At 69.7% G+C, this 15392-nt stretch carries 12 protein-coding genes; 9 read left to right on the forward strand and 3 right to left on the reverse strand.

The window, feature by feature from the left end:
- Window positions 1-63: 63 nt before the first annotated feature.
- The 5 genes from ACYVO6_RS38560 to ACYVO6_RS38580 all read left to right on the forward strand — a co-directional run bounded on the left by ACYVO6_RS38560 (window position 64) and on the right by ACYVO6_RS38580 (window position 6174).
- Window positions 64-1305, forward strand: a complete 1242-nt coding sequence (locus ACYVO6_RS38560) for an aminotransferase class V-fold PLP-dependent enzyme (RefSeq protein WP_461069691.1) — start codon at window positions 64-66, stop codon at window positions 1303-1305.
- A gap of 74 nt (window positions 1306-1379) precedes the next feature.
- The gene (locus ACYVO6_RS38565; RefSeq protein ID WP_461069693.1) at window positions 1380-2684 is read left to right on the forward strand and encodes an ABC transporter substrate-binding protein; all 1305 of its coding nucleotides are present in this window, start codon (window positions 1380-1382) and stop codon (window positions 2682-2684) included.
- Window positions 2685-2686: 2 nt separating this feature from the next.
- The gene (locus ACYVO6_RS38570) at window positions 2687-3700 is read left to right on the forward strand and encodes a carbohydrate ABC transporter permease (protein ID WP_461069695.1); all 1014 of its coding nucleotides are present in this window, start codon (window positions 2687-2689) and stop codon (window positions 3698-3700) included.
- The gene (locus ACYVO6_RS38575; protein WP_461069697.1) at window positions 3697-4533 is read left to right on the forward strand and encodes a carbohydrate ABC transporter permease; all 837 of its coding nucleotides are present in this window, start codon (window positions 3697-3699) and stop codon (window positions 4531-4533) included. Before ACYVO6_RS38570 ends, ACYVO6_RS38575 begins: the two co-directional genes overlap by 4 nt.
- A 15-nt stretch (window positions 4534-4548) precedes the next feature.
- Complete coding sequence (locus tag ACYVO6_RS38580) at window positions 4549-6174, forward strand: alpha-amylase family protein (protein ID WP_461069699.1); 1626 nt, start codon at window positions 4549-4551, stop codon at window positions 6172-6174.
- Between the two features lie 123 nt (window positions 6175-6297).
- Here the strand turns inward: ACYVO6_RS38580 and ACYVO6_RS38585 are convergent, their stop codons facing one another.
- The 3 genes from ACYVO6_RS38585 to ACYVO6_RS38595 all read right to left on the reverse strand — a co-directional run bounded on the left by ACYVO6_RS38585 (window position 6298) and on the right by ACYVO6_RS38595 (window position 10155).
- Entirely contained in the window at window positions 6298-6909 is a 612-nt protein-coding gene (locus ACYVO6_RS38585) for a TetR/AcrR family transcriptional regulator (protein WP_461069701.1), read from the reverse strand.
- 134 nt (window positions 6910-7043) lie between these two features.
- Window positions 7044-9098, reverse strand: coding sequence for a discoidin domain-containing protein (locus ACYVO6_RS38590; protein ID WP_461069851.1), 2055 nt, complete (start codon window positions 9096-9098; stop codon window positions 7044-7046).
- 481 nt (window positions 9099-9579) lie between these two features.
- Window positions 9580-10155, reverse strand: coding sequence for a TetR/AcrR family transcriptional regulator (locus ACYVO6_RS38595; RefSeq protein ID WP_461069703.1), 576 nt, complete (start codon window positions 10153-10155; stop codon window positions 9580-9582).
- A gap of 313 nt (window positions 10156-10468) precedes the next feature.
- On the opposite strand from ACYVO6_RS38595, the gene ACYVO6_RS38600 reads away from it, so the two are divergent.
- Genes ACYVO6_RS38600 through ACYVO6_RS38615 form a run of 4 tightly spaced genes read left to right on the forward strand, consistent with a single transcriptional unit; the run spans window position 10469 to window position 15375 of the window.
- On the forward strand, window positions 10469-11035 hold the full coding sequence (locus ACYVO6_RS38600) for a 2Fe-2S iron-sulfur cluster-binding protein (RefSeq protein WP_461069705.1): 567 nt from the start codon (window positions 10469-10471) through the stop codon (window positions 11033-11035).
- Window positions 11032-12024: an FAD binding domain-containing protein gene (locus ACYVO6_RS38605; protein WP_461069707.1), complete on the forward strand. Its 993-nt coding sequence runs from the start codon at window positions 11032-11034 to the stop codon at window positions 12022-12024. Before ACYVO6_RS38600 ends, ACYVO6_RS38605 begins: the two co-directional genes overlap by 4 nt.
- Window positions 12021-14201: a xanthine dehydrogenase family protein molybdopterin-binding subunit gene (locus ACYVO6_RS38610; protein WP_461069709.1), complete on the forward strand. Its 2181-nt coding sequence runs from the start codon at window positions 12021-12023 to the stop codon at window positions 14199-14201. Before ACYVO6_RS38605 ends, ACYVO6_RS38610 begins: the two co-directional genes overlap by 4 nt.
- Complete coding sequence (locus ACYVO6_RS38615) at window positions 14194-15375, forward strand: XdhC family protein (RefSeq protein WP_461069711.1); 1182 nt, start codon at window positions 14194-14196, stop codon at window positions 15373-15375. Before ACYVO6_RS38610 ends, ACYVO6_RS38615 begins: the two co-directional genes overlap by 8 nt.
- Window positions 15376-15392: the final 17 nt, after the last annotated feature.

Below are 15392 nucleotides of genomic sequence, written 5' to 3' on the forward strand. Positions count from 1 at the left end.
CTGGTAAAGGGTCAGCCCCTGTCTGATGTCTCGGGCACTCAGGCCGGGCAGATATGGAGTGATGTGAGCGAGACCGAGGTCACCACCGCCCCGAGCCCGCTGCTGCTGGCCGACGGCCGGCCCGCCGCCGGGGCGTGGTCGCTGGACCCCGCGATGAAGCACCTGAACCATGGCTCGTTCGGGGCGGTCCCCTCGGTGGCGCAGGAGTGGCAGAACCAGCTGCGTGCGGAGATGGACCGCTCCCCGGTGGTGTGGTTCCCGGCGCTGCCGCAGCGGATCGCCGCCACCCGGGTCGAGCTCGCCGCCTTCCTGCGGGTCGCCCCCGACGACCTTGCCCTGGTGCCGAACGCGAGTGCCGGTGTCAGCGTCGTTTTCGCCGGCCTCTCCCGCCGCCGAGGTGGCGAGATCGTCGTCACCGATCACGGCTACGGGGCTGTGACCATGGGCGCCGAACGGTTGGCACGCCGCTGGGGCGGCCGGGTCCGCACCGCCCGGGTGCCGCTGGACGCGGACGAGGAGCAGGCGTACGAGGCCGTGGCCGCCGAGATCGGCGAGGCCACGGATCTCATCGTCCTCGACCACATCACCTCGGCGACCGCACGCCGGATGCCGGTGGAACGGATAGGCGCGGAGGCCCGGCGGCGCGGCATCCCGCTGCTCGTGGACGGCGCGCACGTCCCCGGTCTGATCGCCGCCCCCCTCGACGGTGTGACGTGCGATTTCTGGGTCGGCAACCTGCACAAGTGGGGCTGCGCACCGCGCGGCACCGCCGCGCTGGTCGCTCGCGGAGCGTTGCGCGAGCAGCTCTACCCACTGATCGACTCGTGGGGCGCCGCCGATCCGTATCCCGACCGCTTCGACCAGCAGGGCACGGTGGACCTCACCGGCTATCTGGCGGCGCCAACGGCGCTGGACTTCATCGAGCGCACCTGGGGCTGGGGGACGGCCCGCCAGTACATGGACGACCTGGTCGGCTACGGCGAGCGCGTCGTCGGCGCCGCCTTCGCCGAGCTGACCGGCGTCTCCAGTGCCGTCGACGTGGGCATGCCGGTGCCCGGCATGCGGCTGGTGCGGCTGCCGGCGGGGCTGGGCGCCAGCCGCGCCGAGGCCGACGCGCTGCGCGACCGGGCCGCCCGGGAACTGGGGGTGGAGACGGCCTTCACCAGCTTCGGCGGTGTCGGCTATCTGCGGCTGTCCGCCCACGTCTACAACACCGCCGCCGATTACGAGTACTTCGCCGAGGACTGCGTCCCCGTCCTCGGCGAGTGGGCCCGCGCGGCCCGCGAACAGCCCGGCGCGTCGTAGGCGGCGCGACCCCTCCAACCCCTGTCCCCGAAGCCGCTGCCAGCGCGGCCGTATCCAAGGAAGAGGTCGGCACGATGAGAAGAAGGACGGCAGCTCTCGCCCTCGGCACAGCCGCCACGATGGTACTGACCGGCTGCTCCGCCATGAGCGGCGGTGGTGGTGGCGGAACGGTCACTCTCAACATGGTCGAGAGCCTGACGAACCCCGCCCGCACGGATCTGCTGAAGGACCTCATAGCAGACTTCGAACAGCAGAACCCCAAAATCAAGGTCAATCTGGTCTCGCCGCCCACCGAGCAGGCCGACCAGAAGATCCAGCAGATGCTCCAGTCCGGCAGCGGCGTGGACACCCTCGAGGTGCGGGACACCACCGTGGGCCCGTGGTCGAACAACGGCTGGCTCTACGACATGAAGAAGGACCTGGAGCCCTGGAAGGGCTGGGCAGCCATGACGGAGAACGCGGTCGAGGCCTCCCAGGACGCCGACGGCGAGACGTACTTCGTCCCGTACGGCTTCTACGGCCTGAGCGTCTTTTACCGCACCGACCTGATCAAGGAGGCAGGCTTCAGCAAGCCGCCGGCCACCTGGGAGGAACTGCTGACGCAGGCCTCCGCCATCCACGACCCGGCGAAGCGCCGGTACGGGTACGCCTTCCGCGGCGGGGCCAACGCCAACGGCAACGCCACCGCCGTCATCGAGGCGTACGTCGCCGACGAGATCGACCCCGCCGACGGCTTCAAGCTGAAGGACGGCAGCACGATCTTCTCCGCGCCCGAGGCCCTTGACGCCATGGAGACCTATCTCAAGCTCTTCGAACAGGCGTCCCCGAAGTCGTCCGTGTCCTGGGGCTACCCGGAGATGGTCGAGGGCTTCTCCAACGGCTCCACGGCCTTCCTCCTGCAGGATCCCGAAGTGATCGCCACGGTCTCGGAGTCCAAGGCGATCGCGAAGGACCAGTGGGACACCGCCCCGCTGGTGGCGGGCCCCAGCGGCAAGACCGTCCAGCCGCTGGCCACCGCCGGGTGGGGCGTCGCGGACGGCAGCAAGCACAAGGCCGAGGCCGTCAAGCTGGTCGAGTTCCTCTCCGAGGGCGAGGCGTCGACGACCTTCACCAAGAAGAACAGCCTGGTGCCGATCCTCAAGTCGGCCACCGAGGACCCGTTCTACAAGACCGGCCCCTGGTCCAGCTACGTCACCATGACGGAGCAGCCGGAGAAGTACCTCAACGTCAGCCAGCCGCGCGGCGTCGCCTGGTGGACCGAGTGGCAGCAGAAGGCCGACGCCGACGTGCAGAAGATGGTGCTCGGCAAGCTGACGCCCAAGGAACTGCTGGCCGGCTGGGACACGTACTGGACCGAGAAGCGGCAGCAGGAGCAGTAGGCATGTCCACCGCGTCCGAAACGACGAAATCGAAGAAGACAACGCAGAAGACGAGAGCGGCGTCGGCGGGCTCCTCCCGGAAGGGGGGCGCCCCGTCCGCCCGCAACGCGGCAGGGGGCCGCCGCAGGCCGGAGTTCACCGCCCGGCGCGGGCTGCTCATCGCCGCGTTCATGGCCCCGGCCGCGATCTTCGTGGCGGTCTTCACGTACTACCCGATGATCGCCGGCAGCCAGATGGCCTTCCGCAACTGGAAGCTGACGGACCTGAGCGACACCTCCTGGGTGGGCCTGAAGAACTTTCGTGACGTCTTCGCCGACCCCGCCTGGGGCACCGTGCTCGGCAACACCGCTGTGTGGGTGTTCGGGTCGATCGTGCCCCAGCTGATGATCGGCTTCGCCCTCGCCCTGTGGCTGCGCCGGAAGTTCCGCTTTCGGGGCCTCTACCAGGCGCTGGTCTTCTTCCCCTGGGCGATCTCCGGGTTCCTCATCGGCATCCTGTTCCGCTGGCTGTTCAACAGCGAGTTCGGCGTCGTCAACGACCTGCTGCAGAAGGCCGGGCTGATCGACGAGCCGGTCGCCTGGCTGGCCGACCCGAAGACCGCGATGTTCGCCGTCGTGGTCGCCAACGTCTGGTACGGGGTCACCTTCTTCACGATCATGATCCTGGCCGCGCTGCAGTCCATCCCCGAGGAGCTGTGCGAGGCGGCGGCGCTCGACGGCGCCGGCAAGGTGCGCACGCTGTTCCAGATCACGATCCCGTACATCCGGGTCACCCTCGCGCTGACCGTGCTGCTGCGGGTCATCTGGATCTTCAACTTCCCCGACCTGATCTTCGGAATGACCGGCGGCGGACCCAACAACGAGACGCACATCGTGACCACCTGGATGATCAAGATCACCCAGCAGGGCGACTACGGCAGGGCCTCCGCGCTCGGCCTGATCGTGGTGGCCACGCTGCTGGTGTTCGCGGTCTTCTTCCTCCTGGCCACGCGCGAGAAGCGAGAGGTGAAGCCGTGATCGGCAAGGAATCCACGGCCGGCCGGGCCACCAAGTTCAGCTTCCTGGGGCTGTGGCTGGTCTTCACCGTCTTCCCGCTCTACTGGATCACCATCACGTCGCTGAAGGCACCCGGCGACATCTTCACCTTCCCGATCGCCTACTGGCCCGAGCACTTCTCGCTCGAGAACTACAGGGGGCTGTTCGGCAAGGCCGACTTCGGCGTCTACCTCACCAACAGCCTCGTCGTCGCGACCGTCGCGGGCGCGGTCGCCACGGCGATCTCGATGCTGTCGGCGTACGTACTGGCCCGCTTCGAGTTCCGTACCAAGTCCGCGCTGCTGATGGCCGCCCTGGTCACCCAGATGATCCCGACCTTCATCGCGCTGGGACCGCTGTACCTGCTCATGACCGACCTCAAGCTGGTCGACAACCGGCTCGGGCTGATCCTCGTCTACATCGCCGTCTGCATCCCGTTCTGCACGGTGATGCTCCGCGGCTTCTTCGAGAACATCCCGGACGCGCTGGAGGAGGCCGCCATGATCGACGGCCTGTCCCGGTTCGGGGCGCTGTTCCGGGTGCTGCTGCCGGTGATGCGTCCCGGGATCGTGGCCGCGTTCATCTTCAACTTCGTCAACTGCTGGAACGAACTCTTCCTGTCCGTGACGCTGATGAACAGCGACACCAACAAGACCGTCCCCACGGCCCTGAACGGATTCATCTCCAGCTTCAACATCGACTGGGGTTCGATGTCCGCGGCGGCGGTCCTCACCATCCTGCCCACGATGCTGCTGTTCGCCTTCGCCAGCCGTCACATCGTCCAAGGGCTCACGTCCGGCGCGGTGAAGGGCTGAGAGAGGCGGCAAGTCATGTCCGTGATCGATGTTCCCCTGCCCGATGCCGTCCACGTGATCATCGCGGCGGACGGGGACCCGCGCTCCGCCACACCGGCGGGGCCGGGCCGCTGGACGGTGCCCGGCGCCGAAGTGACGGCACGTCACCAGCCGGACAGAGGGCTGGAGTTGACTCTCGCCGCCGCGGGCCCGCACGGCCTGTCGAAGGTGGCGCTGCGCTGGCGGCACCACCCCGGCGGACACCGCCCCGCCCTCGTGCTGGGCGACGCCTGGGAGCGCTCGTACGGCGAGTTGCAGTGGCGCGGCATCCAGCCGGAGCGGCCGCTGCCCTGGTACTGGCTGGGCACCGCCCCGGTCGTCGGCACTACCGCGGGGTTCGGCGTACGCACCCGTGCCGGCGCGCTGTGCTGCTGGACGGTGGACGAGGACGGCACCACCCTGTGGCTGGACGTACGCTCCGGCGGCCTGCCGGTGCTCCCGGGGGAGCGGGAGTTGGCCGCCGCCACCGTGGTCGGCGTGGCGGCCGACGCCGGCACCACCCCGTACGCGGCGCTCCAGGCGCTGTGTGCCGCCATGTCCCCCGACCCGCTGCTGCCCGAGCAGCCGGTGGTCGGCTGCAACAACTGGTACTACGCCTACGGCAAGGACTTCGGTCCCGACGCCGTGCTGCGCGACGCCGCCACCATCGCCGAGTACGCGGGCGACCATCCGGTACGGCCTTTCTGCGTCGTCGACGACGGCTGGACGGAAGGCGGCGGCAGCGCTCCGGGCGGGCCATGGGACGTCGGCCTGCCGGGGGTGTTCGACGACATGGCGGGCCTGGCCGCCGGCATCGCCGCCCAAGGCGCCCGGCCGGGCCTGTGGTTCAGGCCGCTGCTGTCCCGCGTCGAGACCAAGGGCATGCGCACGGATGTCGGCCGGCCCGGCCGGATCCCGCTCGACCCGTCGTCGGACGCCACGCTGGCCGCCGTCGCCGCCGACGTCGCCCGCTTCCGCGCCTGGGGCTTCGAGCTGATCAAGCACGACTTCAGCACGTACGACGTCTTCGGCCGCTTCCACTCGGACACGCCGCCTGAAATGGCCGGTCCCGGCTGGCAGTTGGCCGACCGTACCCGTACGACCGCGGAGGTGCTGGTGGCCCTGTACCGCACCATCGCGGAAGCCGCCGGAGACGCGCTGGTGCTCGGCTGCAACACCGTCGGGCACTTGGCCGCCGGCCTGGTGGAGGTTCAACGCACCGGTGACGACACCTCCGGCCGGCATTGGGAGCGCACCCGCCGGATGGGGATCAACGCCCTCGCCTTCCGCCTCGCCCAGCACAACCGTTTCTACGCGGTGGACGCCGACTGCGTGCCGTGCACCCCGGCGACCGAGTGGGCGCTGAACCGTCAGTTCCTCGACCTTGTGGCTTGCTCCGGCACCGCCCTGTTCGTCTCCGTCGACCCCGCGGCCCGCACCCCTCAGGCCGACGCCGACCTCACCGCGGCCGTCCGCCTCGCCCTGGACGGCGGGCAGCCGGGCGGCGTCGAATCCCTGGACTGGCTCGCCACCACCACTCCGCGCCGCTGGCGGACCGGCGACATGGACCTCGCGTACTCGTGGTCGCAGCCCTGGGGAGCGTGGCCGCTGCTTCCGCTGTAGGCGAGGAGCTCACGATCAAGCTCGACTCCTACCGCAAATCGGGTTTCCCGTCCCCCTGGAGGATCAGGGGCACCCGCCCCGATCGACTCCGCGGCCCTACCAGCCAGGGGCGGAGCCTGGCGTTCAGGTCGCCGCGGGTGCCTCGTCCCGGACGAGACCGGCGACGTGGTCGGTGATCGTGTCGAGAATGTCCGCCCAGGCCGCGTCATCGCCGAGGACGAGAAAGTTCAGAGTCAGGCCGTCGGTCATGGCGGCCAGATAGCGGGCCAACACGGGGACGGGTACGCGGAGTTCGAAGTTCATGCTGTGCCGGAGCTGTTCGATGAGTTCGGCGTAGGTGTCGGAGTACAGCTCGTACTGCCGTCGTGCCAGATGCTCGAACCCGGGTTGGCGCAGGGCGTACTGAGTCAATTCATACGTGAGCACGTGCTCGCCCGGATTGGCGGACACATGGTCCCAGTAGGCCTGGAAGCCGGCCCCGATGGTCTCCCGCAGGGTGGCCTTCGGCCGGATCGCTTCCTTCACCACCGTGACGTAGTGACCGGTGATCGTCTCGATGACGGACTCGATCAAGGCCTGCTTGGAGTCGAAGCAGTAGTGGAAGACGCTCAGTGACACGCCCGCCTCGGCGGCGATGGACCGGGTCGTCGTCCGGGGGACGCCGTCTCGTGTCATCGCACGGATCGCCGCCTCGGTGAGCTGTCGGCGCCGCTCGGCCGACGGCATCCGTGCCATGTGGATTCCCTTCGCTCTCGTGTCTCGGCTCTCGTGTCTCGGCTCTTGTTCCGCCGGGGAAGGCGGCCCGTGGCCGGCCGGATCAGGCGAGCTGATCCGGTCGGCCACGGCCCCTGGACACCGACTCGGTGCCGTCAGTTGCTGTAGACGCCGACTTCGCGGAGGGAGTATCCCCATTCGGTGGCCCGCTCGAGCCCTTGGACGCGCACATAGCGGGCCGGCACGCCGGTGAACCGGGCCGTGTCCAGGCCGCCGTCGCCGGTGGTAGTGGACCATACGGACTGCCAGTTCGTGCCGTCGGTGGAGAGCTGGATGCGGTACGCCTTCCCGTAGGCACGCTCCCAGTCGAGGGTGACGCGCTTGACGAGGCTTGCGGAGCCGAGGTCGAGCCGGAGCCACTGGTCGCCGCTCCAGTCGCTCGCCCAGCGGGTGTCCGGCTTGCCGTCCACGGCCCTGGAGGGTGCGTAACTCGTGAACGGGTTCGACTCCGAGGAACTGGCCGAGGCGATCGAGCCCGAGGCGAGGTTGACACCGGCCTTGTGGTCCTCGGACGCTCCCCAGGTGCCGAGGTAGGACTCGGCGCCCCGGAAGAGGTCGTCCACGACGTCCTGGCCGCCGACCCGCCGGATGTCCTCGATCCAGTCCGGGATCATGCCGGCGTGGGCGGCGCCGTCGGTGTTGTAGTCCCAGGTGCGTTCGCCGGTGGTCTGTTTGGCGATGACGGAGCCGCCGTCGACGCTCTTGAAGGGGTACGTGACCGGGTTCGAGGTGTTGGCGCCGCGCGGGGCGGGGTGCTCTCCGATGCCGTTGAAGTCGGTGCCGTAGCCGTAGCCCACGCCGTACTTCTCACGCAGTGCGTCTGTGCGCTCGGCCTCCTCGCTGAACTCCTCGGAGCCGTGCATGTACTGGGCGACGAAGCCGCCGAGGGAGTAGACCCGCTCGGTCCAGTTGAGGTCCATCCAGCTGTGCGAGGACAGGACACCCGGGTACTGCTCGGTCTCGAAGATGTCGAGCACCCGGCCGGTGGCCTTGACGCTCATGTGGTCGATCTCGAGCATCATCTTGCGTTTCATCATGCCGCGCACGGCGTACTCGCCGAGATCGGTGAGACCGCGGACGTTGCACTGTGCGTCCTCGTCGTACTCCGGGACCTCGGTGCCCGCCGGCAGGTCCTCCTCGGCCTCGGACGACGCCTCGCCGATCGGGTTGTCCTTCTGCGGGCCGGTGCACTTCTCCGTCTGCCAGAAGGTGCCCGTCGACAGGAACTGGCCGACGTTGATGGCCGTACCGAGCCCGTGCTCGTCGAAGCGGACCCCGCACAGCGCGTTGTCGAACTTGTGGCACAGGAACATGCTGCGCACGCCCAGGTCGTACAGCTCGTCGAGGCCCTTGTCGATGTCCTCCTTGTCGCACTGCGCGATGTCGAGGACCTGCTTGCAGCCGAACGGCTCGGAGGTCTCGACACCCAGGACGACGGCGAGCTTGCCCTGCCGGATGACCTCGCGGGCCTGCGCGCTGTCGGTGACGATCCGGAACCAGCCCTTGCCGGTGCCGCCGTACATCTTGTCGATGTGGTCCTGCATGTCGTACGTCAGCTTCGCCTGGAGCCGGATCGAGGTCATCTCGTCGCAACTGCGGTCCTTGAAGGGGTAGACCGAGCAGATCATGCCGTTGGTGACGAGGTCGTTGACGAGGACCCGCTGACCGCCGCGCCAGGCGCGCTCGATCCAGGCGTAGTAGTTCGCCTGATGGGTCATCGAGTCGTACGCCGGCCAGTCCTTGAACGTCGGCCAGCCGACCGGGTCGTGCTTGCCGTCACCGCCGTGGGTGATGTAGTCGAAGATCGCGAGCGAGCCGTCGGGATAGTGCTCGGGGCAGTCCTTGAGCGCGTCGGTGATCCCCAGTGCGGAGAACGGCTTGCCGCAGATGAGCCGGCCGCCGAAGGCTTCGTTGGACATCAGATGGTTGTGCGCGTCGACAAGGCCCCGTACCTGTCCCTGGGAGTCCGTTCCCTTGAAGGGCTCGCCCGTGACATTGATCTGGGAGTCCGGCGCGGGCCGCGCGACCGGGCTCCACCAGTCCGTCTCGGCCGCGGAACTGGACGTGGGGCCGAGCGTCATGGTCATCACGATGAAGAGCAGCGAGAGAACCGTGATGGGGGTACGCCTGCGGTGTGGCTGTCGAGTCATGGTCATCACTCACGTCTCCGGTCGGCGGATGGCGCCGTCGATGAGCCAGACAGACGGTCATGGGCGCGACGAGGTCACGCCCATGGTTGTCATGACTCGTACAAGCAGATGTCATGAGAATCGCGACTGTGGTTAACAGAGTCAAGAGTCCGGGACAGATGACCTGATGGCTTGTCGGTCGTGCCGAGCCTCCGAGCGCTGTTGCGTGACCGTCGAAGGATGCTGAACGGGCAGCCCTGGAAGGGGCGCGGGGAACTGCGCGACAAGCCACAGCGCACCCGCACTCGCACCCAAGAAGTAACCAGTAACCCGTTGGGCGTTGGGCCATATCGGAGTTTGGGTGTTGCTATCGCGTATGACCAACGGCTGGGCCGCCAAACGGAGTCCGGCGGCCCCGAACGGGCCAGCGGAGGCCGTCAGGGCGACGGCTGGGAGGCAGGCCCCGCCGTCGGCCCCGCAGCCCGCTTCGATCGGGCGGCGCTCACCGCCCGGGTGCTCCCGCGCGCAGTCCGTCCATGACGAGGTCCAGGAGCCGGGTGGCGCGCGGTTGCCAGTCGCCGTGCGGATCGATCTGCCAGAGGCCGGCGATGGCGAGGAGGAAGTCGTCCCCGGTCAGTCCCGGGCGGATGGTGCCGGCCTTCTCGTTGGCACGGAGCAGGAGTTCGGCCGCGGAGATCACTGGGCTGTGTCCCGGTTTCGCCGGGCTCCCCGGTGCGCTGGTGGCCTGGCGGATCGCGTCCGCCAGGCCGGCCTTGGTCATGGCGTACTGGGCGAGGTGGTCCATCCACTCCCGTAGGGCCTGGTCGGGTTCCCGAGTCTCGAGCAACTGGGCTGCGGCGTCGGCGACTTGCTGCGTCTCGTAGCGGTAGATCTCCAGTACGAGCGCCTCGCGATTGGGGAAGTTGCGGTAGAACGTGCCCTGCCCGACGCCCGCCTTCTTGGCGATCGCGCTCAGTGGGGCGTCCGCGGAGCGCGTCAGTTCGACCAGCGCCACTTCCAGGATGCGCTCGCGGTTTCGTTGCGCGTCCGAGCGCAGAGGCACGTCCCTCTTCTGCACTCGTCCTCCTCGCGGGCTCGTGGCCGAACCCGGCCTTGCTAAGCGGACAGCTGTCCGTTAGGTTTTCTCGGTAGCGGACAGGTGTCCGGTTGGAGCTCACTATAGCCGTGGGGGCGGTCGGCGTGGGCGGCCGGTGGCGTTCCCGATCGGCATTCCCCCGCATCCGCCATGTTCCCGAACCGGCATCGCTACGTGCCCGATCTCCCTGTCTCCCGATACGTCTCCCGGATACGCCTCCCGATACGTCTCCTGATTCGGCTGCCTGTCGGATCGTCCCCTCAACGTGCTCCGAATACGCGAAAGAAGGCTGATCATGGCACCAGCCCCCTCGTCGACGTCCAGCGCCATCACCTTGAACATCAACGGCGAGAAGCACACGTTGCCCGTCGACCACCGCACCACCCTGCTCGACGCACTGCGCGAGCGCCTCGATCTGACCGGCACAAAGAAGGGCTGCGACCAGGGGCAGTGCGGTGCCTGTACCGTCCTGCTCGACGGACGCCGGGCCGTCGCCTGTCTCCAACTCGTGGTGGCCGCCGAGGGACGGGAGATCACCACCATCGAGGGCGTGGCCGACGGTGATCGGCTGCATCCGGTGCAGCAGGCGTTCCTCGACCTGGACGGCTACCAGTGCGGCTACTGCACGCCGGGTCAGATCTGTTCGGCCGTCGCGGTCATCGAGGAACACGCGGCAGGCTGGCCGAGCGCCGTCACCGACGACGTCCGCCCGGAAGCGGGGCCGTCACCCCTGAGCGCCGACGAGATCCGGGAGCGGATGAGCGGCAACCTGTGCCGCTGCGGCGCGTACACATCGATCGTCCAAGCGGTCGCCCAGGCGGCTGAGGCGCAGGTGGCCGAGGCCGAGGAGGCAGCCGCATGAGGGAGTTCGGATATCAGCGCGTGTTGGACGTCTCGGGCGCGGTGGCGCTGCTCGGCGCCGATTCGGACGCGCGCTTCCTGGGCGGCGGCACCAACCTCGTCGACCTGATGAAGACCGGCGTCGAGCGGCCCGCCCGGCTCGTCGACGTCCGAGAACTGCCCCTCGACCGGATCGAATTGACGAGAGATGGCGGCCTGCGCATCGGCGCTACTGTCACCAACAGTGACCTTGCCGCCCATCCCGAAGTCCGCCGCCGCTACCCGGCGTTGACGCAAGCCGTCCTGGCCGGTGCCTCCGGGCAACTGCGCAACATGGCCACCGTCGGCGGGAACCTGCTCCAGCGCACCCGCTGCGGCTACTTCACCGACGTGACAAAACCGTGCAACAAGCGTGTCCCAGGCAGCGGTTGCCCCGCCGTCGAGGGCGAGCACCACAACCACGCGATCCTCGGCGGCTCCACGCACTGCGTGGCCACCCACCCCTCGGACATGGCGGTTGCACTGACGGCCTTCGACACGGTCGTCTCGTACGAAACGTCTGACGGACCGGGCGAGTTGCCGCTCACCGAGTTCTATCTGCCAGTGGGTGACACCCCGCATCTGGAGACCGCTCTGTCGCCGGGGGCGCTGATCACCGGCGTCACCCTGCCGCCCGCCCCGGTCGCCGCCCGCTCGCGCTACCGGAAGGTGCGCGAGCGTGCCTCGTACGCGTTCGCGATCGGCTCGCTCGCCGCCGCACTCGACGTCCAGGACGGCGTCGTACGCGATGTGCGGCTGGCGTTCGGGGCGGTCGCGTCCCGGCCGTGGCGGGCCCGGGAGGCCGAGCGGGTGCTGGCCGGGGCACCGGCCGACGCCGAAGCGTTCGCCGCCGCCGCGGACGCCGAACTGGCCGCCGCCGAGCCGCTGCCCCACAACGGATACAAGGTGACCCTGATGCGCAACCTCGTGGTGGCCGTGCTGACCGAACTCGCCGAGGAGGCCGCCCGATGACCACCGCCACGACCGGGACCACGACCGGGACCACGACTGAGAGCACGACGGCGAAGGGCTCCATCGGTATCGCGCACACCCGGGTGGAGGGCCCGGACAAGGTCACCGGAGCGGCCCGCTACTCGGGAGACATCCCCTTCACCGAACTCGCCCACGGCTGGCTGGCGTTGTCCACCATCGCCCGCGGCCGCATCCGTTCCGTCGACACCGCTGCCGTCCTCGGGATGCCGGGCGTGCTCACCGTCCTGCACCACCAGAACGCCCCGCGGGTCGACACCGACTACACCGGCCTGCTGGGCTTCCCGCCGGACCCGACCGTCGCCCTCTTCCAGCACGACCGGGTTCCGCACATGGGCTGGCCGGTGGCGCTGGTCGTCGCCGAGACGTCCGAGCAGGCCAGGGAGGCCGCCGAAGCACTGGTCGTGCACTACGAGGAGGAACCGCACGACGTCGCCTTCTCCGGCGGACGCCCGGACACGTACCCGCTGGACGGCCACATGCCGCCGGCGGTGACGGAGAAGGGAAACCTGGAGTCCGAACTCGCCCGGTCCGCCGTTGTCCTGGACGCGGAGTACACCACGCCCGAAGAGCACCACAGCCCGATGGAGCCGCATGCGGCGACCGCCCACTGGGACGGCGGCCGACTCGACGTCGTCGACTCCAACCAGGGAACCACCTGGGTCGTGGGCGACCTCGCGAAGCTGTTCTCGCTCGACCCGGCCTCAGTGCGAGTGCGGTCCGAACACGTCGGCGGCGGTTTCGGCAGCAAGGGCGTCCGCGCGCACCAGGTGGCCGCCGTGATGGCCGCGACCCTCCTCCAGCGCCCGGTCCGGGTCGTCATGACCCGCCGTCAGATGTTTTCGCTCGTCGGCTACCGGAGCCCCACGGCGCAGCGGATCAGGCTCGGCGCAGACGCCGACGGACGGCTGCGCGCGCTGGAGCATCGCTCCCTGAACCTCACCTCGGCCGTGCACGAGTTCGTCGAGCCGAGCTCCGGGCCGTCACGGGTGATGTACGACGCCGACGCGCACCACACGGCCAACCGGGTCGTACGGCTCGACGTGCCGACACCGACGTGGATGCGGGCACCCGGCGAGGCGCCAGGGTCGTTCGCGCTGGAATCGGCGCTCGACGAACTGGCCGAGAAGTGCGGCATCGACCCGATCGCGTTGCGAGCCCGCAACGAGCCCGAGACTGGCCCCGTGTCCGGGCTGCCGTTCAGCAGCCGCAACCTGCTCGCCTGCTTCCACGAGGGCGCCCGCCGGTTCGGCTGGGAAGACCGGGACCCGCGTCCCGGCCTGCGCCGTGACGGACGCTGGCTGCTCGGCACCGGCACGGCGGCGGCGTCCTTCCCCGCGGGAGCGATGCCGTCGACGGCGGCCGTGACGGCGGAAGCGGACGGCACCTTCACCTTGCGGATCAACGCGTCGGACATCGGAACCGGTGCGCGGACCGCGCTCACCCTGATCGCCGCCGACGCGCTGAAGGTGACACCGGGCCGCGTGCAAGTGCGCATCGGGGACAGCGACTTCGGACCGGGGTCCATCGCCGGCGGTTCGACGGGCACACGCTCCTGGGCGTGGGCGATCACGGCCGCGGCCGGCGAGCTGCGGGAGCGGCTCGCGCTGGGCGCCGACATCCCGCCGGAGGGGATCACGGTACGGTCCGACACCTCAGAAGCCATCGGCGCCCTGGCGCAGAAGGAACGGCACTCGTTCGGAGCGCAGTTCGCCGAGGTCGCCGTGGACGTCACCACCGGCGAGGTACGCGTACGGCGCATGCTCGGCATCTTCGCGGCGGGCCGGATCGTCAACCCGCTCACCGCCCGCAGCCAGTTCGTCGGCGGGATGACCTGGGGCATCTCCATGGCCCTGCACGAGGAAGCGGTCAGGGACCAGGCATCGGGCGGCCACGTCGGTGCCGACCTCGCCGGCTACCACTTCGCCGCGCACGCCGACGTGCCGCTCGTCGAGGCGGACTGGGTGGACGACCCCGACCCGGACGACCCGGTCGGGATCAAGGGCATCGGCGAGATCGGCATCGTGGGCGCCGCGGCGGCGATCGCCAACGCGGTCTGGCACGCGACCGGCGTACGCCACCGCAACTTGCCGATCCGGCCCGACCGTGTCCTCATAGCGGGTACGGGAGCGGCGGACACGGGAGCCCGCGATGCTTGACATCGCCGAAGAACTGAACCGCTGGGCCGAGGAGGGCCGGGACTTCGCCGTCGCCACCGTGGTGGCCGTCGGCGGCAGCGCGCCGCGCGGCCCCGGCGCCGCCCTGGCCGTCGACAGCGAGGGTACGGCCATCGGCTCGGTCTCCGGCGGCTGCGTGGAAGGAGCGGTGTACGACCTGTGCGTCCAAGCGCTCCAGACCGGCGAGACAGTGCTCGAACGGTTCGGCTACAGCGACGACGACGCCTTCGCCGTCGGGCTGACCTGCGGCGGGGTCATCGACGTCATGGTCACGCCGGTGCGCGCGGACGCCCCCGACCGTACGGTCCTGGCGGCGGCGCTGTCCACCGCCGCCCGGGGCGAGCCGGCGGCCCTCGCCCGGGTCGCTCGTGGTCCGGCTGAACTCCTCGGCAGGGCCCTGCTCGTGCGGCCGAGCGAAGCGAGATGGGGGTCCCCCCGGACGGAGTCTGGGGGAGGGTCGTACGAAGGCGCTCTCGGCGGCCACGCCGAGCTGGACCGGACGGCGGCGTCCGAGGCCCGCGCCCTGCTGGACGCCGGCCGCACCGGCACCGTCGGCCTCTCGGAGGACCTATCGCACTGTCCCGGCGGCCTCACGCTGCTCGTCGAATCGAGCGTGCCGCCACCCCGCATGATCGTCTTCGGCGCGGTCGACTTCGCCGCGGCGCTTGTGCGCGCGGGTAAGTTCCTCGGCTTCCACGTGACCGTGTGCGACGCCCGCCGCGTCTTCGCCACCCGGGATCGCTTCCCCGAGGCCGACGACATCGTGGTCGACTGGCCCCACCGCTACCTGGGGCACACGGCGACCGACGCGCGCACGGTCCTGTGCGTGCTCACCCATGACGCCAAGTTCGACGTCCCCCTGCTGAAGGCGGCTCTGCGGCTGCCGGTCGCGTTCGTCGGCGCGATGGGCTCACGCCGCACCCACGCGGACCGCGACCGGCGGCTGCGTGAAGTCGGCGTCAGCGAAGCCGAACTGGCCCGCCTCCACTCGCCGATCGGCCTCGACCTCGGCGCCCGTACGCCCGAGGAGACCGCCCTGTCCATCGCCGCGGAGATCATCGCGGTCCGGCGGGGTGGTACGGGCCTTCCGCTGACCGGCTCGGGGACGCCGATCCACCGCGAAGGGGCAGAGCGGGGCGCCGTGGCGGCCGCCTGAGCGGCCACCGGGCAACC

The sequence above is a fragment of the Streptomyces pseudoechinosporeus genome (assembly GCF_054783935.1).

Excerpts from the sequence above, each read along its gene's own strand:
- ACYVO6_RS38590 (WP_461069851.1), bottom strand. The coding sequence starts at position 9,098 with ATGACTCGACAGCCACACCGCAGGCGTACCCCCATCACGGTTCTCTCG.
- ACYVO6_RS38580 (WP_461069699.1), top strand. The coding sequence starts at position 4,549 with ATGTCCGTGATCGATGTTCCCCTGCCCGATGCCGTCCACGTGATCATC.
- ACYVO6_RS38600 (WP_461069705.1), top strand. The coding sequence starts at position 10,469 with ATGGCACCAGCCCCCTCGTCGACGTCCAGCGCCATCACCTTGAACATC.
- ACYVO6_RS38605 (WP_461069707.1), top strand. The coding sequence starts at position 11,032 with ATGAGGGAGTTCGGATATCAGCGCGTGTTGGACGTCTCGGGCGCGGTG.
- ACYVO6_RS38615 (WP_461069711.1), top strand. The coding sequence starts at position 14,194 with ATGCTTGACATCGCCGAAGAACTGAACCGCTGGGCCGAGGAGGGCCGG.
- ACYVO6_RS38565 (WP_461069693.1), top strand. The coding sequence starts at position 1,380 with ATGAGAAGAAGGACGGCAGCTCTCGCCCTCGGCACAGCCGCCACGATG.
- ACYVO6_RS38585 (WP_461069701.1), bottom strand. The coding sequence starts at position 6,909 with ATGGCACGGATGCCGTCGGCCGAGCGGCGCCGACAGCTCACCGAGGCG.
- ACYVO6_RS38610 (WP_461069709.1), top strand. The coding sequence starts at position 12,021 with ATGACCACCGCCACGACCGGGACCACGACCGGGACCACGACTGAGAGC.
- ACYVO6_RS38570 (WP_461069695.1), top strand. The coding sequence starts at position 2,687 with ATGTCCACCGCGTCCGAAACGACGAAATCGAAGAAGACAACGCAGAAG.